The following is a 22,031-nucleotide window of genomic DNA, read 5'->3' as shown; positions in this document are numbered from 1 at the left end:
CGCTAAAATCTATGCTTAATCCTTTTGACTTTTATCCAGCTTTTTAAATAATTTGATCATTGTTTTTAGTTCTTCGTCATCAAATGATTCAAATCGCTCCATAAAGTATTCGGTTTTCTTTTTCTCAAAATGCTCAGTAATTTCCTTACCCTTATCGGTTAAGTGGATTTTGATGATGCGGCGGTCCTCTTTTGAGCGGATACGGGTGATCCAGCCTTTTTCTACGAGTGTGTCAGTCACAGCGGTAATATGACTTGCTGACACTCCAAGAATGGAAGCGAATTCCGTTACTTTTTTTGCACCTTGCTCACGGAGCAGATTTAAAATAAGAAATTCATTCCGAGATAATTCGTTTTCGAGCAGGCTGTTAATTTCATAACGGATCTGCTTAAATACGGTTCTCAGTAAAGTGTCCATTTCGTACATCATTTGTTTTCTTTGTTCCAATCATTAAACCCCCATTATATTTTAAAGATACGACAGAATGCTTTCTTTTATTTTAGGTATACAAGTCGTATCATTTTCATTATTTTTTATCATGTTATAATATGATGATACCATTTTTTAAATGAAGGGGGCACTAATATGTCTGAAAAACAAGAATTAGCCACATTTGCAGGAGGCTGCTTCTGGTGTATGGTTAAACCTTTTGATGAACAGCCGGGCATTATCAAAGTTGAATCAGGGTATACTGGCGGACATACAGTGAATCCGACCTATGAGGAAGTATGTACAAATACAACGGGACATAGAGAAGCGGTTCAAATCACGTTTGATCCTGACGTGTTCCCATATGAGAAGCTGCTAGAGCTGTATTGGCAGCAAATAGACCCAACAGACGATGGGGGGCAATTTGGCGATAGAGGGGAATCTTACCGTACAGGTATTTATGTTCATCATGACGAGCAGCGAAAGCTAGCAGAAGCATCGAAAGAGCAGCTGAGCCAAAGCGGGATTTTCAAAAAGCCAATCGTTACAGAAATTTTAGACGCAGGTCCTTTTTATCCAGCAGAGGAATATCATCAGCATTATTATAAGAAAAACAAAATGCACTACGAACGATATCATGTCGGTTCGGGCAGAGCCGGTTTTATTGAGTCCCATTGGAGTGATAAATAATGGCAAATGAAAAAGAAAAGCGTATAAAAGAATTAAACCGCATGCAGTACGAAGTCACGCAAAATAATGGCACGGAACCGCCATTTCAAAATGAATTTTGGGATCATAAAGAAGAAGGTATCTATGTGGATATCATTTCAGGAAAGCCGCTTTTTTCTTCTTTAGATAAGTTTGATGCCCACTGCGGATGGCCAAGTTTTACAAAACCGCTTGAAGAGGAAGAAGTAGCAGAGAAGGTTGATACGAGTCATGGAATGGTGCGGACAGAGGTTCGCAGTAAAACAGCTGATTCTCATCTAGGTCATGTTTTCCCTGATGGCCCAGGGCCAAACGGTCTTCGGTATTGTATTAACTCAGCCGCTTTAAAGTTTATCCCAAAGGATGATCTTGAAAAAGAAGGCTACGGGAATTTGAAACATCTATTTGATTGATCCATCTAAAAATCGTCACATGGAAAGCAGCTGCTTCCGTGTGACGATTTTTTATTTTTTATGATGTGTATGATGTAATTGTTCGATGATGTGGAACAGCTTTTCTTTTGTAATGAGCGGTGCTTCTTTTGAGGTGTAATTCGTTAAGTCGACTTTTTGAAAGGCAGGGTGCAAATGTGGTCTTGGTAAAATGGCATAAAATTGTTCATGTTCAAACAGTGCATCTGCTTCGTGCGGGAATGTGAGCTCCTCGTGAAGCTTTTCGCCAGGTCTTTTTCCGACTACAAGAACATCTGGAGATTTAGCATTGATTTGAGCGGCATATTCGTGAAACGCTTTTAGGAGATCGGCAAGCTGTAAGGACTCCATCTTGAGAATGAAGGTTTCGCCGCCTTTCATCATAATTGCTGCTTGAAGTGTGAGGGAAACAGCCTCTTCAATAGACATAAAAAAACGTGTCATATGAGGATCAGTCACGGTCAAAGGTTTTTCATTTAATAGCTGCTGGAGCATGATCGGAATAACGGAACCTCTAGATCCAAGCACATTGCCAAAGCGTACAGAGCAAAACCTGGTTTTTTGATTCGGAATACTTTCGTTTGCTTGGAAAAATAGTTTTTCTGAAATCAATTTTGTTGCACCCATAGCATTCGTCGGAGAAACCGCTTTGTCAGTTGAAATGTTGACGACATGACTCACTTCATGTTCGAGGGCGGCTTCAATGACGTGCTGTCCGCCGATGATATTCGTTTGAACGGCTTCGAACGGATTATCTTCACAAGTGGGTACTTGTTTTAAGGCCGCTGCATGGAAAATGATATCCACACCCTTGACGAGCTGTCTCACGCGGCTTGCATCCCGGACATCTCCTAAAGCGAATACGACTTCTGGATGTTCTGCGTACTCATTTTTCATCATGTATTGTTTGCTGTCATCTTTACTGAAGACGATTATCTTCTTTGGAGAGCAACTTGTTAATTTATTCACGATTTGCCGGCCGATTGACCCCGTACCGCCTGTAACCAATATCGTTTTGTCACGAAAAAAGGTCTTCAAAGTCGTTTCTATCTGTTTGGACATATCTAATCCCCCAACTCTCATTTCTCTACTTTGCATCATATGTGAAAGAGCGGCATTCGTTTGAGGAAAAGAACCACTTCATGCATAAATTAGGTGAACAAATTATAACCATCTGCTAGTCGTCTTAATAGAATATGGAGAGATAAGAGATCAACTAGAAAAACGAGAGACCTGAATACTTCAGTACTGCGGTCAGCTCGGGAAGAAAATGGTAAGGGAGCTGTGCGCGAGGGGAGAAGATAAGACATGTATAGGGGAAATCGTATTTTAGCCATGATACCTGCATTTAGAAGTCACGACAGCCAGCATGATGAACACATACGCATATTGGCAGAGAGGCCGCTTATCTATTGGACCATTCAGCCGTTACTGCAAATGATTGAATTAGATGAAGTCATCGTCTCCTCAGAGGATGTCAATACGCAAATCATTTCATCTCACTACGGAGCAAATGTGATTGAACTGCCAAGCACACATGTGACAGAACAAACGCCGTCACTGTTAGCTGTGAAGCATGCGCTTGCTTATTTAGAGCGGGAGGGTAAAACCTTTGATATTGTGCTGTATCTGCATCCATCGTCTCCTCTAAGACAGCCGGCAGATATCGAGAAGTGCTTGCAGCTTTTAGTGGAAGGGGGATATGACTGCACCGCATCTTTTACAGAGGCGTTAGAAAACCCAAATGAAACTTGGACACTGCATGAAAACAATGAAGCTACTTTATATAAGGACAATCATTACTTTTTCATGCCAAAGCATGAGCAGCCATATACGTATGGCCGGCTAAATGGTGCGGTATATGCTTTTCATGCTCATTATGCAAAAGAATGCATTCATTCCTTTTTAGAAGGATCTGTCGGAGCATATATGATGGATCGCACGCGGTCGCTTGTGGTGAAACAGGAGGCAGACCGGAAAGAGGCAGAGAAAATCTTATTAGCTCACCGAGATGCGGAAGATCATGCATAAGCTGGCATTCAATGAGAAAAAGCGCCCAGTTATAGGGCGCTTTTTACAATGTCATAAAGCCTTTGTGGCATCGTATCAAATGTATTCCAGCGAACGGTTTGCTCGTAGTTGTTCAGTGCGGCCGCCTTTCTTTCACCTGCATTTGATCCATAGTATTCAACCTGTTCTATCAAATCGTCCTCATCTTTGTAAAAAGCAAAGCTTGAAAAAGCAGGCGGCGGAGGTAGATCCGTCAATTGAAAACTCCCAGTTGCAGCAATGTCAAATGCTCTGTTATTGAGGCTCATATTTTGAATCATGGCTTTGTTTTTGTTATACGCAAATTGAGCCGGCCTATGCGGATTCAGGACAATTGCTGTCTGCTGATAGATGTCCGCCATTTGCTGAGGACTCAGCCAATTCGTTATCAGTGTGAAATCACGATAATGTCTCCGTGATTTGTTTAAGTGACGGTGCCATTCCTTACCTGCAACGAGAATACGCCATTTGTTTTGCTGCAAGAGTGTATCGATGGCTTTGATGCGGTTGGGATAAGGGTAGCCAATGAGTGCAATGTCATACGTGCACATCTCTTCTGGCGATTCATTTTTCTGAAAGACACGTGTATTTGCCGGAATGGGAAAGTAGTGCGTATGATCAGCGCCTAATTGTTTATAAAATGGCAAAACCCCTTCATCAATCGTTAATATAAGCTGAGCTTCATGTGCGCAAGCAGCTGACACATCTGTATAAAAGGGATCTTCTGTCATCCAAAGAACAATCGGGATTTTTTCTTGTTTGAATTGATGAAGTACATCTTTCGGAACATGATCACCGATCATTATCAAAACAAAATCCGGAGAAAATGTCCGGATTTTGTGCATGTTCGTGGGTAGAGATTCTCTATCAATCTTTACACATGAAAAGGGGGAATCAATGAAGCTTTCTTCTACCCATTGATCAAACATGTGATAGATTCCGCCGTAGCCAGAACTGATATAAAGAAGCTTCATGATGATCCTCTCACATTAAGATGTGAATGTAACACTTTCAACTTTATCTACATCTAATAGAGTCGTTGCTGAGCCTGTAGGTGTGACAGAGCTTTCTTGTGTAACAAATACAACGCCTGTTGAAGCATCGAATGATACAAATTGAACTGGCCCAATTAAATCTCCTGAGTCAGTGACAATGCTAATGACTGTTCCTGGTGCAAGTCTTGCAAAGATCCATCTTGCTGGCTGAGATACATCGAGTGTTGTAGCAGAATCTGAAGGTGATGCCTCAGCTGCCACTTCACTTAATAAATCGTTCAATTTTTCTTCCATTTGAACTCCTCCTTCTTCGAGATTAGCTGTTAATGCATGAGTAATTGGTTTGAAAAACACTTTCAATAGTTCCTTTTTTAATTCAGCACGCTTTTCGCTCATTTTTTCCCCATCCTTTCTTCATCAATTCAAACTCACCCCTATGTATATGCCGTTCTTTTTTTTTGGCATAAGCAGAACGCTGATTCCTGATCTTTTTTTCATTTAATCACTTCACACATTTTTAAAAATGTTTTCAAATGCTGAGGCTAAATGAAGTGACGCTCATACTCTAGTAAAGATTAAATGTGAAGAGAGAGGGATTATGAATGGAATTTGAACAATTATTAGATGGTTGGAACGAAGAATTAGTAGAGTCGGAAGGAGTGCTTGAAATCATCTTGATTTTACTTCTTCTTCGTCTTTTAGAAGAAAGTGGGGAAGAGAATGTGTCAGACATCAAAGAATTACTTCGTCCATGGCTTGAGCTTGGCATTCCGTTGCCGCGTGTTCATTTGGTCAATGGAGATGTACTTCAAAACGTGGTTGTCGTGCAATTGTTTGATACGGTTGCAGTCTTTAAAAACGCGACAAATCAGCTAAGAGTGAGTGTTCCTTATGTGAACATTGTCAGCTGGGGGGCTTTTTAATCTAATCAAAAAGGATAATGATCATGAAAGTATCGGTGATTTTAACAAGCTACAATAAACCAGATTTCATTGATCGTGTGCTAAAGAGTATGGTAGATCAAACGTATCCGCATTGGGAGCTTTTGATTATGGATGATGGCTCAGAAGAGGGCACCATTCAAAAGATCCAGCCCTATTTAAGTGATGAACGCATTCAGCTGTATTCGCACACAGTTCATCCAGCAAAACGGCTGTTAACCGCACGATATGCGACGCTTATTAATGAAGCATTAACCCGTATAACAGGTGAGCTCATTTGTTATTTAACCGATGATACCATCTACCATCAAGATCGTTTGCTTAAAATGGTGGATGTTTTTCGGTCGAAGCCTCACATAGATATTGTGTATTCCTCGCAGCGGGTCGTGCATGTTGATCAGCATTTAGTGGAAACGATGAGTTTTATTCGAGAAGCAGATCAAATCTTAGAGCATGCGTCCTTTCAAGTGGACCATTGTTCGGTCATGCACAGAAGCTGCTTGCTTCCACTGATCTATGAAAAATACGGACAATATTGGGACGATGAGCCAAAGCACTGGCATCATGCAGATTCTGTATTTTGGATGAGGCTGAATCACTTCGCTGCGTTTTTTCCATTAAAAGATGTACTGGATACAACGTATAAAACGCCCCATTCCTTTCATCATCTGTTTTCGAGTATGCCGTATGATTTAATTGACGGAACGGTCATTGAAAAAGAAGAAGATTATTATCAAATCGCAGACGGGAAACTTCATGGAATTGAAAAACGCTGGATCAATGAAAAGAACAGGCGTGCGATCCGTGTTCCGCTGTTATGTGAGATGAAATATGAAATGAAAGAGAAGCTGGCAGTACCCAATTATACAGTCGTTACCGCAGATAATGGGAAAACGTTCTTTTATATTGAAGATCAGAAAAAAAGACGGTTTGCTTCAAAACGTGACGTGCAATATTTTCAGTTTCACCCTAAGGAGATCTATACGATTTCAAATGATCAGCTTCAGGCATTTGAGGATGGCGGCATAATTCAGGCTTCTCCAGTTTTCAGTCCGCCAAACAGGCGCCTGTTTAAATGGAAACAAGATGTTTATTTACTTGTGCATTATGCCTTTTGCCGTATTGATCCTGAGGTCGTGAAGCGATTCGCTTTTTATCATCAGCCGATTAAGCTGTACCCATCCCAATTTGCGTTTTTTCAGGAAGGAAAGCCGATTGTGCCGCTGTATAGGGAATCGCTGCAAGAATTCGATATGTCTCTTTATCAAACATCCGGACGAAAGCACTCCTCATAAGAGGGGTGCTTTTTTCGCAATGATTGCAGGAAGTAGAAAGGAAAAAGCGAAACATGAAAAGGACAGGAACCTTTAAGAATTGATCAAGCCGCTGAAAACTTGGCAATTGATGCCGGTTTTTTGGCACTGAAAGTGAGGGGGAAAGAATGGGGAAGGTTGTCGAAAGAGCAGATTGGTTTGAATTGATTTTAGAAGCTATTGATGAAGCCATTCACGTTGTAGATGATCGAGGGATGACGATTTTTTACAATCATAATGCCGCTAAGTTTGACTCTTTACAAAAAGAAGAGGTGATTGGCAAGTACATCCTTGATGTGTATCCCTCTTTAACTGAAAAGACAAGTACGCTCATGCATGTGTTGCGAACAGGAAAGCCCATTTATCATTCGCTGCAAACCTATTTGAATAAAAATGGAGAAAGGATTGAAACAGTGAACACGACATTGCCTATTATCGAAGATAACGAGTTAATAGGCGCGGTCGAAGTCGCAAAAGATGTATCAAAGCTGTCGGCTCTTTCCAATCGGTTAGGGCAAAAAAAGCGGACACAAGACGCGGCTGAGGCCGTACAAATGCATGATTTTGCTTCATTTTTAACAAATGATCCTCTTTTAAAAGAAATGCTTGAAAGGGCAAAAAAAGCAGCTGCTTATCCATCATCAGTTGTTGTCTACGGGGAAACAGGGACAGGAAAAGAAGTGCTCGTTCAAGCCATTGTCCATGAATCTGACCGGAAAAATCAAGTGTTCATTCCGCAAAACTGCGCAGCACTCCCAGAATCATTACTTGAAAGTTTATTGTTCGGATCTGTCAAAGGGAGCTATACGGGCGCACTTGATCGCAAGGGACTTTTCGAATTAGCTGATGGGGGCACACTTTTTCTTGATGAGCTGCAAGCGATGCCGCTCACGCTGCAGACGAAATTATTACGTGTGTTAGAGGATGGCGTTGTCCGCCGCATCGGTGACGCAAAATCCATTCAAGTGGATGTTCGGCTCATTACTGCGCTCAATATGGACCCATTCGAAGCAGTGAAAAAGCAAATTTTAAGAGAAGATTTATTTTATAGATTGCATGTATCATCTTTTTATATCCCGCCGCTTCGTGAAAGAAAGCAAGATATCACGCTGCTATCCCGCCACTTCATTCAAACCTATCATCAGCAGTTTTCAAAAAACGTTACACGCCTTTCTGAAGAAACGGAACGATTGTTTATGGCGCACCACTGGCCTGGGAATGTCAGAGAATTAAAACATACGATAGAGCATGCCGTGTTGATGATGCCAAAGGAAGCGGAAGAGATCATCCCTCTATACCTTCCGGCTCATTTACGTGAGCAAAAGCTGGAAAAAGAAACATCTGAATCCTCCTTAAAAAATCAAGTGTCTTCATTTGAACAAACATTGATCCAAGAAGCTTTACATCAGCATAATGGAAATATTAAAAAAACCGCCGCTGCTTTAAAAATCCCTCGACAAACGCTGCAATATAAATTAAAGAAATATGCAGATGCCGAAATATAGGCACAACATCCAATTGAATATGACGGGTAAAAGCTCCTTTTGTAAAGAATAGGGGCATTTTCCCATGTTGGCACATAACTTGCATAGTATAAAGTGAATGCTGATAGGGGGAATGGATATGAATCAGAAATTGTATGAACCGGCACGTCACTGGAAGGACATTGAGCTTTGGAAGGATGTACCTGAGGAAAAGTGGAACGACTGGATTTGGCAGCTGACGCATACCGTGAAAACGCTTGAGGATTTAGAAAAAATCGTAAACTTAACAGAAGAGGAACGAGAAGGGGTGAAGATTTCCACTAAAACCATTCCACTCAACATTACACCCTACTATGCCTCACTGATGAATCCAGACGATCCAAGATGTCCAATACGTATGCAATCTGTGCCAATTGCAGAAGAGCTTCATAAAACAAAATATGATCTGGAAGACCCGCTGCATGAAGATGAGGACTCACCTGTCCCGGGGCTCACGCACCGATATCCAGATCGTGTACTGTTTCTTGTGACAAATCAGTGCTCCATGTACTGCCGTTATTGTACGAGAAGACGTTTTTCCGGCCAGATTGGTATGGGTGTGCCGAAAAAGCAGTTAGATGCTGCAATTGGATATATTAGAGAAACACCTGAGGTGCGGGACGTGTTAATTTCTGGCGGAGATGGGCTGTTAATCAATGATCAAGTGCTTGAATACATTTTGAAAAACTTACGGGATATTCCGCACGTTGAAATCATTCGGATTGGAACCCGCGCGCCGGTTGTCTTTCCGCAGCGTATTACAGATGAGCTGTGCGAGATTTTGAAAAAATATCACCCAGTTTGGCTGAACACCCATTTCAATACAAGTATTGAAATCACAAAAGAAGCAAAAGAAGCGTGCGAACGTCTTGTGAATGCCGGTGTTCCTGTAGGGAATCAGGCCGTCATCCTTGCAGGTATTAATGACAGTGTGCCGATTATGAAGAAGCTGATGCACGATCTTGTGAAGATTCGGGTCAGACCATATTATATTTATCAATGTGATTTATCTGAGGGCATTGGCCACTTTAGAACGCCGGTATCAAAAGGGCTTGAAATCATTGAGGGTTTAAGAGGACATACGAGTGGTTATGCAGTACCAAGCTTTGTAGTAGATGCGCCAGGAGGCGGAGGGAAAATTGCTTTACAGCCAAATTATTTATTATCGCAAAGCCCTGACAAAGTCGTCCTTCGTAACTTTGAAGGTGTCATCACCTCTTATCCAGAACCAGAGCATTACGTCGCAGGCCAGGCAGATGCGTATTTTAATGAAATTTATGAAGAGAAACAAGAACCGGCAATTGGTATTACCGCACTATTAGAGGATGAAGCGAGATCGTTTACGCCCGAGAATTTAAGCCGAATGAAACGTAGAGAAGCATATGAGACAAATCCTGAGCACGACACACTTAAAAACAAACGTGAAAAACGAGATGAATTAAAAGAGAAGAAATATCAAGCGCAGCTCAAAAAAGAACAAACCGTAAAGGAGGAGAAATAGCCTTGCTGACATGTGATTGGTGTGAGGAAAATAAAGCAAATGCGGAGCAGACAACAGTCTATTGGGAACTGATCACGGGCACACAATCAATTGAAATCATCGAAACGCCGTCCATTTCCTGCACGCACTGCGGGATGACCTATCAAAAGGATGAGACGGTCAAAGAGATTGAAGATCAATTAATTTTAGTGGATCAGACAAAACTTCCAGAAAAAATCTCCTATGAAGAATTAATGAGCATGGAGCGGTTATTAAAGCGAAATTACTTTGACTTTTCATCATAAGTTGTACCTCCGCCTATACAAGTCATCAAATTGCTGTATAATATAACAACAAAATAGTGTGTCGCGGAGGGAAAAACAGGTGAAGTCGTTTTACCATTATTTAATGAAGTTCAGACATCCAAAACCGAAAGATGAAATCAGCCATTTCGCAAATGCTGCGTACGAGGATCACAGCTTTCCTAAAGCTTCCACAGATTATCATGAGCTGTGCGCTTATTTAGAATTAAATGGTGATTATTTAAGCTCAATGACAACATTTGACGAAGCGTTTGAGCAATACGAAGTAGAAGTCAAAAAAAAATAACACACAACCGCTTATCCGGATGGAGAAGCGGTTTTTTCATGAGAAATAAAATGGCGTTTTGCATGGTGTGGTTGCCCATGCAGAATTCCTTGCGCCGGCATACGATACGTTAAGACCAAAAGTCGGGCAAGGGGGAGACAGAATGAAGGCGAAAGCACCAAAATATCAAGTAGGGGATATTGTCGTCGTTGTCATGTACGGCACAGTCGGAACGATTACAAAAGTCCATCAAATTGACCAGCACTATTTATATGAGGTCAATCATAATGAGGTGCTTTATTTTGAAACATCACTTCAGCTTTACGATGAGTATAGCGGAGTGATTGTCGATACAGAAAAGCTGGACATTGAATATGAGTTCCTCATTGGCGATGTTGTATATGTAAAAGATTACGGAAAAGAGCTGTTTAAAATCATCGGTCATCGGACTGAAATTTGGCGCTACCTTGAAGATGGCTGGGAAGATGTCATTTACGAACTCACGAGGCTGAAAGACGGAGAGTGGCTGGAAACAGAAGAGGAAGATTTAACGCTTGTCCTAAGAAAATATGAGATGGACCAGTTTGTTCATCAGCTTCTTTTTGTGCATTACGTCGGAGAAACCTCAAAAGAGTTAGAAGAAGATATGGTCCAAACGGCTCTATTGCAGCTGGAAGAGAAACAAGAAAGCGAATCTTCACTTGAATTTCTGGCTGTATCTATAGTGGATGAGCTTCTTGATATTTATAACGATTATAAAATTCTCTATGAATTTTTCAAAGATCCAGAATATAAGGATATGATGGATTTTATTTTGGAAAGTTTACACGAACATTTTGGTTAAAGAAAGACTTGTCCTAACACGAATAAAAAATAAGGCACACAGAAAAATGCAATCACATAAAACCATCCCCTCAAGATACGGCCCATCACCTGATCAAAAGTTTCTCCATCTAATATGCTTAACCATTTCATTGCCTCAAGCCCCTTTTCTTTTTGTTTACTGCATTTATATGTATGGAATGAGCCATTATGACAAACTGTAATAAAAAACAGCCGGCGTTCATACATCATAAAAAAGGAGGCGGAATGCAATGAAAGAAGCAGATTTGGTGATTGATACAGAGGAAATTGCGGAGTTCTTCTACGTGGAGCTGATCAAAAGAGGGTACATACCTGCTGAGCTTGAAACATTTGAGCTGGCTGACATTACATTTGAATATATGCTGAAAAAAGCAATGATAGTTGAAGAAGAGGCGTGGTAGGTACTATACTTTGAAGAGATTCTGAAGAGAGAGGGAGGGGAATCTTTCGCGTGTACATCCTATATCTTTTCATTTTATTTGGCGCCATTGCTGCGCTCATGGTATCTGGGGCTTTTCAAGATTTGGACAACCAGATCATCTTATGGTTTGAAAGCATCAGACTCCCTTTTTTAAATGATGTCATGCTGGCTTTGACGGACTTAGGCATCAGCGCGCTGCTCGTTCCAATCATGCTCATTTTTAGTGTGGTCTTGTTTATGTATAAGCGCTACTACTCTATCATGATGCTCTTTCTACTATATCTCACAGAAAAAACAATCAATCATGAATTAAAGGGGCTGTTTGCTAGAGAGCGTCCGGCCTTTGATCACCTTGTAGGTGAAACGTATTACAGCTTTCCGAGCGGACATTCGATGAATGCAGCCACCATCTACCCTTTTATGGCTTATCTATTAGTTGAAATGATCCCATGGCTGAAAGAAAGACAAAAAATCGTCTATTTGATCACAGGGCTTTTCGTTCTGGCCATTGGCATCAGCCGGATGTATATCGGGGTGCATTATTTGACAGATGTTGCAGGAGGCTTTGCGATAGGACTCGCTTTATTTCTCATTTGTAAAAAGATTGACGAAAGATTGCCTGTCATTCGACAAAAATAGAAGAAGGAAATTGACAGATCCCAGCCAATTTTATATAAAAGGGGAGGGATTTGAATGCAATTGACGTTGAGATTTTTTCAAAAGAAACCTTCAGCATTTCACTTAACCATTTATCAGACACCTGAATATGGCGCTGCAAGCGGGCATCTGCCTGTGTACCGGACAAAGATTGGCGGCAGAACACACCTTGATGTACTGGAAAAAGCATTCTCGACATTTAATGTACATGATACAGTCCCTAATGATTACAATGCGCGGTTTATCACAACAGGTGATATTGTTGTGATTGATGATAAGAAAAAGGGGAAGTGCTATTATCAGCTCTCTCCGGCAGGATGGAAACGCAGTGAACGAATGATGACGATAAGTTAAATAGATGATTGATGATGCCAGCTTGAGATTCAGCTGGTATTTTCTTTTTTTAGCTCAATCGTTTATAATAAATAGGATAAAATACATAGTAAACGTAAGTGGAGGCTAAAAAATGAGTGTACATATTGGAGCAGAAAAAGGACAAATTGCAGAAACGGTATTGCTGCCAGGCGATCCGTTGCGTGCGAAATATATTGCAGATACATATTTAGAAGATGTTGAGTGCTATAACGAAGTGCGCGGAATGTATGGCTATACTGGAACCTATAAAGGAAAACGTGTTTCTGTACAGGGCACTGGGATGGGCGTACCGTCTATTTCGATTTATGTGAATGAACTCATTCAAAGCTATGATGTTCAAAACTTAATTCGCGTTGGATCTTGCGGAGCCATCAAAAGAGATGTCAATGTACGTGACGTCATTTTAGCCCAGACATCATCAACAGATTCACAAATGAATCGTGTGGCATTTGGACCGATTGATTATGCGCCATGCGCTGATTTTGGCCTGCTCAAGAAAGCCTACGACACGGCAGAAGCAAAAAATGTCGCTGTACGTGTCGGAAATGTATTTACAGCAGACCAATTTTACAATGAAAAACCACTTGAGCTCATGGCTCAATATGGTATCCTAGCGATCGAAATGGAGACAACCGCTCTTTATTCTCTTGCAGCAAAATTTGATCGAAAAGCTTTATCAATTTTGACTGTGAGTGATCACGTTCTAACAGGAGAAGAAACAACGGCTGAAGAGCGTCAAACAACGTTTGATGAAATGATCTTAATTGCGCTAGACTCCGTTTTATAATAGTATAAAGGGTGTGCTACAATGTAGCGCATCTTTATTTTTTTAGAAGAGCAAAAGGAAGGTATGTCATGAAGAAAAGCTACAAAATACTCTCAATCGCATCGATTCTTGGTTTGACAGCCGCGCTATCAGGCTGCCAGTTGCTGGATCAAAAAAGCGGTACATCTGAATCAAACAAAACAAACGAACAAAAAAACGCAGCAAGTTCATCTCCCCAGCACAACTCAAACGATAAGGCAGATTCATCGAATCAAGAGCTGACGTTAAAGAGTGAATATTTCAATGACATCAAGGTTGTGAGCGGTCTGAAAACCATTCAAAATCCTGAAAATGTGCTAGCACTTGTCAACAAAGAATATGCATTACCAGGAACCTATAAACCTTCTGATCTCGTTGTACCAAAAGTAGAATTCTCTTTTTCGGAAGATATTGAAAAGCGATATATCCGCAAAGAAGCAGCGGAAGCGCTTGAGAAGTTATTCAAAGGTGCAAAAAAGAAAAACTTCGAGCTTGCTGCAGTATCTGGCTATCGCTCCTATGACCGTCAAAAAGTCATTTTTGATAGTGAGGTCAAATTAAAAGGCAAAGAAAAAGCACAAGAAGCAGTCGCTTTACCAGGCGAAAGTGAACATCAAACAGGTTTAGCCATGGACATTTCCTCAAAAAGTGCCGGTTTTGAGATCTCTGAAAAGTTTGGTGAAACACCAGATGGCAAATGGGTGGCTAAAAACGCCTATAAATATGGCTTTATCATCCGTTATCCAAAAGGAAAAGAAGACATTACGAAATACGAATATGAGCCGTGGCATCTGCGCTATGTGGGAAAAGAAGCCGCAAAAGCGATGCATGATCACGATTTAACATTTGAAGAATACATGAACAAAGTAAAGAAAATCTAAACAAGTAAGTAAAAGGCCTCCCAGCTATTCGGGAGGCCTTCTCTTATTCTTCTTTTAAAAAAAGAACAATCCTGCTAATGCGAAGCCGGTAATGAAACCGAGGCCGATGCCATACGCTGCACCCCAGCCATAATATCCGCCCCAATAGCCAAAGCCAAAGCCTCCGCGAGACCCGCCGACTGGACGAATATAAACTTTGCGGTTTGTCACACGCTCAATGCGTCCGACGTGTACTCTGCCATTACGGTCAGTGATTCTAGCGACTTTCCCCATGTGCTGCTGACAAAGCTTGTAGTAGCGCTCCATGTTTTTCCTCCTTATGACAAACTCTTTTCACTCTTATCCTATGCGAGAGACTTCATAGAGTTTGGACAAAACATATAGGAGATTCGCTCATTTTATACGGTACATTCAAATAGAATGTGACTTAGCTGCTTTCGGTGTGCTTGAATGAGATCGTAGTGTGTTTGCAGCGTTTCGTAAAGAGAAGGGGGTATGTGTTCAGATAATTCCATCTCTGTCGGCTCCTCCTGCCCCATATGTTCATCGAATGAGAGGATCTGAATGTCACGGAAGCCCGCTTCGGTTAACTGCTCCTTCCATTCTTCAAGCGACAAGAGCGAGTGGAAGCCGTAAAAATTCCGAACCGCTGCAAGCTCTTCAGGCGTAAGAGGGGCTTTTAACACAGCTTCATTTGCAATCAGTTGACTGCCAGGAGCAAGCACACGTTTGATCTCAGCTAGTGCATCACGCAGCTTGGTAAAGCTTAAAACAGATTCACTGATGAGTAGAGAGAACGCTTGATCTGGAAAGGGCAGCTGCTCAATGGATGCCTCTAAAGCACGGATCGGCAGTTCCTCCCGTTTGAATCGCAGGTTCGCCTTTTCAATCATCAATGGATGCGTATCAATGGCCTCCACCTGATAACCTATATTTCCTAAATAGGCGGCGGTCTGTCCTGTACCGCATCCAGCGTCAAGTATTCGTGCATGAGGCGGCAGTTTTATATGCTCAATCATCGTTTTTGTTAACTCAATTCCGCCAGGATGGGCACCTGATACGCCAAAATAAGCAAGCATTTCTACATAATCACTCATATAATCCCTTCTTTCCTTATCCTGTTCCTCTCTAAAGATTATGCAATAGAGGGGCAAATGGCTTATCTTTTCAAATAGAAGTTGATCCTTTGGTTGACGGATGAAGCATCGTCCTTGATAATAATGAAAGGAGATAAAGGTGGTGTTTTTTTGAAAAAACAAATGAAGTTCGTGGTAGCCATTCTGGTGACTGCTGCACTGTCCTCAGCGATTACATTTGTGATCACAAAACAAGGTGCTGTCAGCGTCTCAGGAGACGAGAAGTTTAGTAAACTCATGGCTGCGTATACGAAGGTAAAGGATGAGTATTACGAAAAAACGGATGATCAAAAACTAGTAGATGGTGCGATCCAAGGAATGATTGCATCACTTGATGATCCATACTCTACATATATGGATCAGGAGGAAGCCGAAGGATTTAACAATACCATTTCTTCTTCATTTGAAGGAATTGGTGCACAAGTAGAAGAGAAGGATGGACAAATTTTAATTGTCGCGCCGATTAAAGGCTCTCCTGCTGAAAAAGCTGGTTTGAAACCTCATGATCATATTTTAAAAGTGGATGGAAAAAGCACCAAAGGAATGTCGGTCAATAAAGCAGTCTCTCTCATTAGAGGGAAAAAAGGAACGGATGTTAAGCTGCATCTCAATCGTCAAGGAGTCGGTAATGTAGATGTGACCATCACAAGAGACACGATTCCGCTTGAAACGGTGTATGCAAAACTCACAAAAGACAAAATAGGAGAAATCCAAATTACGTCCTTTGCTGAAACCACATCGAAAGAGCTGGATAAAGCAATTGATGACCTCGAGAAAAAAGGGGCAAAAGGTTTTGTCATTGACCTGAGAGATAATCCAGGCGGCATCATGACAGAAGCCATTGAAATGAGCAATGACTTTATTGATAAAGGAAAAGTCATCATGCAGGTTGAAGAAAAAGGGAAGAAACAAGTGTACAAGGCTGAAAAAGAACGCAAAGTCCATCAGCCGGCAGTTGTCCTTGTAAATGGAGGATCAGCCAGCGCTGCTGAAATCATGGCGGCGGCTCTGCACCAATCTTCAGGCATTCAAATTGTGGGTGAAAAGACATTTGGCAAAGGAACTGTTCAAAATGCGCAAAACTATAATGATGGTTCTAGTGTCAAGTTAACCATTGCAAAATGGCTGACACCAGACGGTTCTTGGATCCACAAAAAAGGTATCGAACCACAGGTCAAAGCAGCTCTTCCGAGTTATGCAAAGCTGCCTTACTTAAGCCCGAAAAAATCATATGAGCTAAATGACAATGGAGATGAAGTCAAAGCAGCTCAAAAAATGTTCCAAGCGCTTGGCTACAAAGCAAAAGCAAACGGTGAGTACGATCAAGCATTCCAGTCTATCGTCAAAAGCTTCCAAACAGACAACGATCTTAAATCAGACGGTATTCTGACAGGAGATACAACGAACGTTCTGATGACAAAGATCCAAGATAAGCTAAAGAACAACGATACACAAATGAAAAAAGCCATTGAAGTCTTGAAAAAAGAAATGAAATAAAAAAAGCAGTCCTCATCAGGGGACTGCTTTTTCTTATCCTTACACTTCGTTTGTGAGCGCTTCTTTTTTTTCATGATCCTTTTCAAATAGATCATTCATGACAGAATTGGATGTGACTTTCTTTTGGAAGAATGGATTCAAAATCAAGATGACGATGACGTTTGCTAGTAAACCAAGAAAACCTTCATAAAGGCCGAACGTGACTTGTGAGATATTCGCTGTAAAGGTAACGATGATTCCAATGACTAACCCGGCAATCGTTGCTTCTCCCGATTGTTTTTTCCAGAATAAGCTGATGGCAATAGCTGGGAAGATTTGAACCATTCCTGAAACACCAATGAGCTGAAGCGTGACAAGTGCAGTTGGGAACAGCATCCCGAATAAAAGAGCGAGTCCGATGACGATAAACACCATCGAACGTGTAATGATGGTCAATCTTTTAGGTGACACATTCGGATGAATTAAGTCACGGTATAAATTATTGGCAAATAAATTCGATGCGCCAATGGCCATGATGGAGCATGGAATGAGGGAAGCCAGTGCAATCGTAGAATAGGCGAGTCCCTGCATCACGCCGCCATATGATGTTTGAATTAAATGAAGAAGAGCAAATCTCGGATTTGTATCTTCTGGTAAGACTAAAAAGGCAATAAATCCAAGGAAGATGACCAAAATCAATACAATATTATAAAGAGGCAAAAACATGCTGTTTTTACGGATGGCATCTGCGCTTTTGGCTGTAAAAACCCCAGTTGCTGCGTGTGCCCACATAAACAAAGCAAGAGCAGAAACGCCTGAAGCAGTAATGAACCATAAAATGCCCTTAGGACCGCCTTCAGGGATCGTTAGAAGCTGAGGGGCTTCTTTGGCTAACGTGTTCATCATCGGTGTCCAGCCGTTAAAATGAATAATTGGCAGTGAAACGACCATAAACAGCATGATCACCCAAACGAGAATATCCTTAATAATGGCTGTATATGTAGGACCTTTAATACCACTAAAAAATGTATAAAGTGCGACTAAAATAAACGATATAATAACTACTGCATTCACATTAATATAATTCGTTCCAGCGACAGTTAACGTATCTTGAATTCCGCTCAGCTGAAGACAAATATAAGGAATCAGCATAAGTACTCCAACAATCGCAATCAAACTGGATAACAGCTTGCTGTCAAACCGCTCACGTGCATAATCGGCAAGTGTTGTAAGGTTGTGATTTTTCGCAACCGTCCATAGTTTCGGTAAAAAGAAATAAGCAATAAAATAAGCTAGGACTGAATAAGGAATAGCGAAAAAAGCGACGCTTCCAGCTGTATAGGCTGTACTTGTAAGCCCTAAAAAGGTATAAGCTGTATATAAGTCTGCGCCAACGAGGAACCAGACGAGCAGTCCGCCAAATTTTCTTCCGCCGACAGACCATTCTTCTACTGACTGTCTTGATGATTTGTCACGACCAGCGGCAAATCCGATGACCACGACGATGAAAATAATACTTGCAGTAATCAATAAAGCTGTTAAATTTCCTTGCATTAGTCAGTTCCTCCATTTGAATGTTGCATCTTATAAATGATAAATGTGCAAATTGGTGTGAGTACAATCCATAGTAAGAGCCAGAAGTGGAAAAAGGGCAGCCCGATGACAAATGGATGAATGCGGTTCGCAAAAGGCAGCAATGCGAGCTGTCCGATGAATGGAATCGCGATTAGTAGTGCCAGCATCAATTTTTTGTTCATGATTTCCTCCTGAATATTTTGTAATTTCATAATAATAGCAGTTGTCAGATTAGATCACAAGACCATTTTCAGAAAAAACAATCATTTTAGTGAATATCATACTAATATAACGCTTTCATTCTTGAAAAAGGAGAAAGAGTGAAGTTGTAAAGAGGAGGAAGGTGAAAGAAAGTATGTAGAAATAATAATTAAAGCCAATAAAAAAGCCCCAGCATAAAGGCTGAGGCTTTGCCAATTTTTAAAGGAAATCAGATACTTCTTCGATGTCGAAACGGTTGCTTTTATGAGCTTCTTTCGCTGCTTTACCAACTGAAATCAGCATAACCGGCTCGTAGCGGCCGCTTACATTGAATTCTTTGATGTACGCGTCTTTACTGAAACCACCCATTGCACATGTATCATAGCCCATTGCTTTGGCCGCAATCATTAATTGCATAGCAGCTAATGAAGCATTTGAATACGCTGCTTCGCGTGCATATTGCTCGCTTTGGTATGCGCCATTGATTTGAGTCATCAATGTTTCTTTAATGTCTTCAGTAATGAAGCCTTGTTCTGCCAGCTCACTGTAGATTTTTTCGCCATTTTGGTTAGCTTCAAGGTCACCTAGAACTGCAATAACAGCTGATGCCTGTGATACTTGCTTTTGGTTGTAAGCGATTGGAAGTAATTTTGCTTTTGCTTCAGCACTATGGAAAACAGTGAAATGCCAATGCTGAAGGTTCCAAGCAGATGGTGCTTTTGTTGTGATTTCAAGAAGCTCTGTTAACTCTTCTTTTGTCATTTCATGAGAAGTATCATACTCTTTTACTGAAGCTCTTTGTTTTAAGATGTCAATTGTTTTTTGATCGGTCGCCATATGGATATTTCCTCCCGTTTTTGCAAATAATATGGTACAATAACTAAAAAGTGAGAAACTTACTTATTGTAACTAGAGTTATTTTAAATTGTACACCGTTAGTTTGTCAAACAATCATGAAAAGAAAGGCTGAAATTTATGGAATTCCAATTATGTCCACACATTCAGCAAGCTTTTTTACTCCTAGGCAAAAGGTGGAACGGTCTCATTATACATGTATTGCTTGATGGTCCAAAGCGTTTTAAAGACCTCACAGACACGATCCCGTCGATCAGTCAAAAAATGCTCGCAGAGCGTTTAAAAGAGCTCGAGCAAGAAGGGATTATAGAGCGGACTGTCCTGCCTGAGACGCCTGTCAAAGTCATTTACAGTTTAACTGAAAAAGGGAATGCGTTACATGATGTGTTTCATGAGGTATCTCGGTGGGCAGGGGAGTATACAGACTCACACGAGAAAAAGGAGCAAGCCTAGTTTCAGGTTTGCCCAAACATTTTGACTCCTGATGAATATGCTGATGTTAGGCACATGACAAAGGAGGAGAAATGCATGTACCCTCATACTCCGTATTTTCGAGGCGGCGCCCCTGGCATTCCGCCATATGAATCCAGAGTCCCTTTGTTTTTTGGTTTTGGCGCTCCTTTAGTCGGCGGACTGCTTGGCGGATTTCTAGGAAGTGCGATTTTTAATTATCCCCGTCCATATTACCCGCCACCACCACCGCCTGCTCCACCACCTTATGGCGGCGGATATCCACCATATTATTAAGAAAAAAGAGTAAGCCTGCTTTCGGTCTTAAAGCAGGCTTTTTATAATGGAATATCAATTTCAGAAATTCCTGGATCATCATGCTTTAAAAACATAATTTCCAAAATGCCGTCTTGATACGACGCCTTCGTTCCTTTTCGTTTCACAGCAGCAGGGAGAACGACTTTCTTCTGCGTTCCTTCTTCAGGAAAATGATCAATAAACAGCAGATTGGCTGTATGTTTGATTTTGACTTTTTCTGTGTTTGGACGAGCAAGTTCAATTTTGACAAACACATGATCAGTCGTCTCGAACACTTCGACTTCTGGCTCTTTTTCTTTTTCGACATCATTTTCCCTCGTTTTTTGATTTTGAGAAAGGGGGTCCTGAAATGGGAACTGAGCAGGATAATTGGAGCCGAATACACTTTCCATGACTTGATTGACATACTGCTCAACGTCTTTAGGATCTGAATTCTTTAAGGCTTCTTTTGAGAACTGCTTTTGAAAAGGGAATAATCGGTTCCAGTCAAACATGTGAATCATCCTTTCTAAATGCCCTGAATTAGTATATGCCCATTCGCCTGCGTGCGTGCTATAATATACGTTAGATTTAGAAAGGGATGGTTACATTGAACGAACAGCAATCAAAAGGTGTTCTCTACACGGCAGCATCTTTTACACTCTGGGGCTTATTCCCGTTATATTGGAAGCTGATGGAGCATATTTCGTCAGGCGAAATTTTAGCGCACAGAATTTTATGGTCATTTGTGTTTATGTGCGGTATTCTTTTGTATTTAAAACAAGTCCGCCCAGCAATGCAGACAGTGAAGGGTCTCATACTGGATGGTAAAGCATTTTTTTCATTACTTTTATCTGCTATTTTAATTTCGGTCAACTGGTATGTTTACATTTGGGCAGTCAATCATGGTCTTATGCTAGAAGCAAGTTTAGGGTACTATATTAATCCGCTTGTATCCGTTCTATTAGGCATTATTTTCTTAAAAGAACGACTAAATAAATTGCAAACCATTGCCATCCTCATTGCCGCATTTGGTGTGATCCTTTCAACAGTTCAATACGGGTCATTTCCTGTCGTTGCTTTCTTATTAGCTCTTAGCTTCGGCTTTTATGGTTTGATTAAAAAAAGGATGAGCTTCACGAGCGCGATTGGTTTGACGATTGAAACGCTGCTTCTCGCACCGGCTGCACTTGTGTACTTATTATTTTTCTTAAAAGAACCTGTCGTGACTATGAATCCTAACAGCTTCGGGTCGCTCGGTCTCTTATTTTTTGCAGGCGTTTTTACAGCCGTGCCGCTTCTTTTATTCTCAGAAGGCGCAAAAAGAATTCCACTTTATCAAGTGGGCATTTTGCAATACATTGCACCGACAATTACGCTGTTTTTAGGGCTGTTTGTCTATCACGAACACTTATCCGCAGCTAAAATTGTGACATTCCTTTGTATTTGGGTGGCGATTTTACTGTTTACCACCTCTCAATTACGCATGAAAAAAACAGCGAATTCTCATTAAGCCAAACGAGCAGTTTGCTTTTTTTTGCAGGCGGATCATGTCATAATAAATTGTTACCAAAACTGTAG

The 22,031-nt window shown here is 41.0% G+C and carries 29 protein-coding genes; 19 read left to right on the top strand and 10 right to left on the bottom strand.

Annotated features, from left to right (window positions below):
* Positions 1 to 15: 15 nt before the first annotated feature.
* On the bottom strand, positions 16 to 447 hold the full coding sequence (locus AAYR28_RS09875; protein WP_007500780.1) for a MarR family transcriptional regulator: 432 nt from the start codon (positions 445 to 447) through the stop codon (positions 16 to 18).
* Between the two features lie 138 nt (positions 448 to 585).
* Here AAYR28_RS09875 and msrA point away from each other — a divergent pair, with 138 nt between their 5' ends.
* Both msrA and msrB read left to right on the top strand, forming a co-directional pair.
* Positions 586 to 1,119 carry a peptide-methionine (S)-S-oxide reductase MsrA gene (gene msrA, locus AAYR28_RS09870; RefSeq protein WP_024422720.1) on the top strand — a complete coding sequence of 178 codons (534 nt, stop codon included), beginning with the start codon at positions 586 to 588 and terminating at the stop codon, positions 1,117 to 1,119.
* A complete protein-coding gene (msrB, locus tag AAYR28_RS09865; protein WP_061109260.1) occupies positions 1,119 to 1,550 on the top strand; it encodes a peptide-methionine (R)-S-oxide reductase MsrB in 432 nt (143 codons plus the stop codon). The genes msrA and msrB overlap by 1 nt, the downstream gene beginning before the upstream one ends.
* Positions 1,551 to 1,601: 51 nt before the next feature.
* On the opposite strand, the gene AAYR28_RS09860 is transcribed toward msrB, so the two are convergent.
* Positions 1,602 to 2,630, bottom strand: coding sequence for an SDR family NAD(P)-dependent oxidoreductase (locus tag AAYR28_RS09860; RefSeq protein WP_061109259.1), 1,029 nt, complete (start codon positions 2,628 to 2,630; stop codon positions 1,602 to 1,604).
* 246 nt (positions 2,631 to 2,876) lie between these two features.
* Between AAYR28_RS09860 and AAYR28_RS09855 the strand changes: the two genes are divergently transcribed.
* The gene (locus AAYR28_RS09855; RefSeq protein WP_061109258.1) at positions 2,877 to 3,599 is read left to right on the top strand and encodes a cytidylyltransferase domain-containing protein; all 723 of its coding nucleotides are present in this window, start codon (positions 2,877 to 2,879) and stop codon (positions 3,597 to 3,599) included.
* A gap of 29 nt (positions 3,600 to 3,628) precedes the next feature.
* Here the strand turns inward: AAYR28_RS09855 and AAYR28_RS09850 are convergent, their stop codons facing one another.
* Both AAYR28_RS09850 and AAYR28_RS09845 read right to left on the bottom strand, forming a co-directional pair.
* Positions 3,629 to 4,591, bottom strand: coding sequence for a CgeB family protein (locus AAYR28_RS09850; protein ID WP_034280534.1), 963 nt, complete (start codon positions 4,589 to 4,591; stop codon positions 3,629 to 3,631).
* 15 nt (positions 4,592 to 4,606) lie between these two features.
* A complete protein-coding gene (locus tag AAYR28_RS09845) occupies positions 4,607 to 5,008 on the bottom strand; it encodes a hypothetical protein (RefSeq protein ID WP_024422714.1) in 402 nt (133 codons plus the stop codon).
* 206 nt (positions 5,009 to 5,214) lie between these two features.
* On the opposite strand from AAYR28_RS09845, the gene cgeC reads away from it, so the two are divergent.
* The 12 genes from cgeC (at position 5,215) to AAYR28_RS09785 (ending at position 14,460) form a co-directional block, all read left to right on the top strand.
* On the top strand, positions 5,215 to 5,535 hold the full coding sequence (gene cgeC, locus AAYR28_RS09840) for a spore maturation protein CgeC (protein WP_120208108.1): 321 nt from the start codon (positions 5,215 to 5,217) through the stop codon (positions 5,533 to 5,535).
* Between the two features lie 17 nt (positions 5,536 to 5,552).
* Positions 5,553 to 6,848, top strand: coding sequence for a glycosyltransferase family 2 protein (locus tag AAYR28_RS09835; protein ID WP_120208106.1), 1,296 nt, complete (start codon positions 5,553 to 5,555; stop codon positions 6,846 to 6,848).
* 146 nt (positions 6,849 to 6,994) lie between these two features.
* Positions 6,995 to 8,371, top strand: a complete 1,377-nt coding sequence (locus AAYR28_RS09830) for a sigma-54 interaction domain-containing protein (RefSeq protein ID WP_120208104.1) — start codon at positions 6,995 to 6,997, stop codon at positions 8,369 to 8,371.
* 118 nt (positions 8,372 to 8,489) lie between these two features.
* On the top strand, positions 8,490 to 9,890 hold the full coding sequence (gene ablA / locus AAYR28_RS09825) for a lysine 2,3-aminomutase (RefSeq protein ID WP_034280543.1): 1,401 nt from the start codon (positions 8,490 to 8,492) through the stop codon (positions 9,888 to 9,890).
* A 2-nt stretch (positions 9,891 to 9,892) separates the two neighbouring features.
* The gene (locus AAYR28_RS09820) at positions 9,893 to 10,174 is read left to right on the top strand and encodes a YokU family protein (RefSeq protein WP_012010281.1); all 282 of its coding nucleotides are present in this window, start codon (positions 9,893 to 9,895) and stop codon (positions 10,172 to 10,174) included.
* A gap of 79 nt (positions 10,175 to 10,253) precedes the next feature.
* Positions 10,254 to 10,478, top strand: coding sequence for a YozE family protein (locus tag AAYR28_RS09815; RefSeq protein WP_024422709.1), 225 nt, complete (start codon positions 10,254 to 10,256; stop codon positions 10,476 to 10,478).
* A gap of 142 nt (positions 10,479 to 10,620) precedes the next feature.
* On the top strand, positions 10,621 to 11,301 hold the full coding sequence (locus AAYR28_RS09810; protein WP_024422708.1) for a hypothetical protein: 681 nt from the start codon (positions 10,621 to 10,623) through the stop codon (positions 11,299 to 11,301).
* Between the two features lie 250 nt (positions 11,302 to 11,551).
* The gene (locus AAYR28_RS09805; RefSeq protein WP_065214722.1) at positions 11,552 to 11,722 is read left to right on the top strand and encodes a YozD family protein; all 171 of its coding nucleotides are present in this window, start codon (positions 11,552 to 11,554) and stop codon (positions 11,720 to 11,722) included.
* Between the two features lie 50 nt (positions 11,723 to 11,772).
* Positions 11,773 to 12,381: a phosphatase PAP2 family protein gene (locus AAYR28_RS09800; RefSeq protein WP_034280546.1), complete on the top strand. Its 609-nt coding sequence runs from the start codon at positions 11,773 to 11,775 to the stop codon at positions 12,379 to 12,381.
* A 54-nt stretch (positions 12,382 to 12,435) separates the two neighbouring features.
* Complete coding sequence (locus AAYR28_RS09795) at positions 12,436 to 12,753, top strand: hypothetical protein (protein ID WP_034280548.1); 318 nt, start codon at positions 12,436 to 12,438, stop codon at positions 12,751 to 12,753.
* Positions 12,754 to 12,865: 112 nt separating this feature from the next.
* Complete coding sequence (gene deoD / locus AAYR28_RS09790; protein WP_012010274.1) at positions 12,866 to 13,561, top strand: purine-nucleoside phosphorylase; 696 nt, start codon at positions 12,866 to 12,868, stop codon at positions 13,559 to 13,561.
* 68 nt (positions 13,562 to 13,629) lie between these two features.
* Positions 13,630 to 14,460: a M15 family metallopeptidase gene (locus AAYR28_RS09785; RefSeq protein WP_101676934.1), complete on the top strand. Its 831-nt coding sequence runs from the start codon at positions 13,630 to 13,632 to the stop codon at positions 14,458 to 14,460.
* A 54-nt stretch (positions 14,461 to 14,514) separates the two neighbouring features.
* Here AAYR28_RS09785 and AAYR28_RS09780 read toward each other — a convergent pair whose 3' ends face one another.
* Both AAYR28_RS09780 and AAYR28_RS09775 read right to left on the bottom strand, forming a co-directional pair.
* Positions 14,515 to 14,766: a hypothetical protein gene (locus AAYR28_RS09780; protein ID WP_024422704.1), complete on the bottom strand. Its 252-nt coding sequence runs from the start codon at positions 14,764 to 14,766 to the stop codon at positions 14,515 to 14,517.
* Between the two features lie 92 nt (positions 14,767 to 14,858).
* Positions 14,859 to 15,557 carry a class I SAM-dependent methyltransferase gene (locus AAYR28_RS09775; RefSeq protein ID WP_041117718.1) on the bottom strand — a complete coding sequence of 233 codons (699 nt, stop codon included), beginning with the start codon at positions 15,555 to 15,557 and terminating at the stop codon, positions 14,859 to 14,861.
* Positions 15,558 to 15,707: 150 nt separating this feature from the next.
* Here AAYR28_RS09775 and AAYR28_RS09770 point away from each other — a divergent pair, with 150 nt between their 5' ends.
* Positions 15,708 to 17,093 carry a S41 family peptidase gene (locus tag AAYR28_RS09770; protein WP_061109253.1) on the top strand — a complete coding sequence of 462 codons (1,386 nt, stop codon included), beginning with the start codon at positions 15,708 to 15,710 and terminating at the stop codon, positions 17,091 to 17,093.
* 39 nt (positions 17,094 to 17,132) lie between these two features.
* Here the strand turns inward: AAYR28_RS09770 and AAYR28_RS09765 are convergent, their stop codons facing one another.
* The 3 genes from AAYR28_RS09765 to AAYR28_RS09755 form a co-directional block, all read right to left on the bottom strand.
* Positions 17,133 to 18,626 (bottom strand): sodium:solute symporter family protein, encoded by a 1,494-nt coding sequence (locus AAYR28_RS09765; RefSeq protein WP_120208102.1) that lies wholly within the window; start codon positions 18,624 to 18,626, stop codon positions 17,133 to 17,135.
* Positions 18,626 to 18,829, bottom strand: a complete 204-nt coding sequence (locus AAYR28_RS09760) for a DUF3311 domain-containing protein (RefSeq protein ID WP_024422700.1) — start codon at positions 18,827 to 18,829, stop codon at positions 18,626 to 18,628. The genes AAYR28_RS09765 and AAYR28_RS09760 overlap by 1 nt, the downstream gene beginning before the upstream one ends.
* Positions 18,830 to 19,067: 238 nt before the next feature.
* Positions 19,068 to 19,685: a nitroreductase family protein gene (locus tag AAYR28_RS09755; RefSeq protein WP_024428323.1), complete on the bottom strand. Its 618-nt coding sequence runs from the start codon at positions 19,683 to 19,685 to the stop codon at positions 19,068 to 19,070.
* Positions 19,686 to 19,823: 138 nt separating this feature from the next.
* On the opposite strand from AAYR28_RS09755, the gene AAYR28_RS09750 reads away from it, so the two are divergent.
* Both AAYR28_RS09750 and AAYR28_RS09745 read left to right on the top strand, forming a co-directional pair.
* Positions 19,824 to 20,156: a winged helix-turn-helix transcriptional regulator gene (locus AAYR28_RS09750; RefSeq protein ID WP_098677493.1), complete on the top strand. Its 333-nt coding sequence runs from the start codon at positions 19,824 to 19,826 to the stop codon at positions 20,154 to 20,156.
* A gap of 75 nt (positions 20,157 to 20,231) precedes the next feature.
* On the top strand, positions 20,232 to 20,450 hold the full coding sequence (locus AAYR28_RS09745; protein WP_024422697.1) for a hypothetical protein: 219 nt from the start codon (positions 20,232 to 20,234) through the stop codon (positions 20,448 to 20,450).
* 41 nt (positions 20,451 to 20,491) lie between these two features.
* Here the strand turns inward: AAYR28_RS09745 and AAYR28_RS09740 are convergent, their stop codons facing one another.
* On the bottom strand, positions 20,492 to 20,965 hold the full coding sequence (locus AAYR28_RS09740; protein ID WP_044332887.1) for an Hsp20/alpha crystallin family protein: 474 nt from the start codon (positions 20,963 to 20,965) through the stop codon (positions 20,492 to 20,494).
* Between the two features lie 86 nt (positions 20,966 to 21,051).
* Between AAYR28_RS09740 and rarD the strand changes: the two genes are divergently transcribed.
* Entirely contained in the window at positions 21,052 to 21,963 is a 912-nt protein-coding gene (rarD, locus tag AAYR28_RS09735) for an EamA family transporter RarD (protein WP_048239421.1), read from the top strand.
* Positions 21,964 to 22,031 lie beyond the last annotated feature (68 nt).

It is taken from the genome of Bacillus safensis (genome assembly GCF_039619585.1).
GTDB classification, from domain to species: domain Bacteria; phylum Bacillota; class Bacilli; order Bacillales; family Bacillaceae; genus Bacillus; species Bacillus safensis.
Note: the sequence above shows the minus strand (reverse complement) of the source record. Positions and strands in the feature narration are given on the sequence as shown.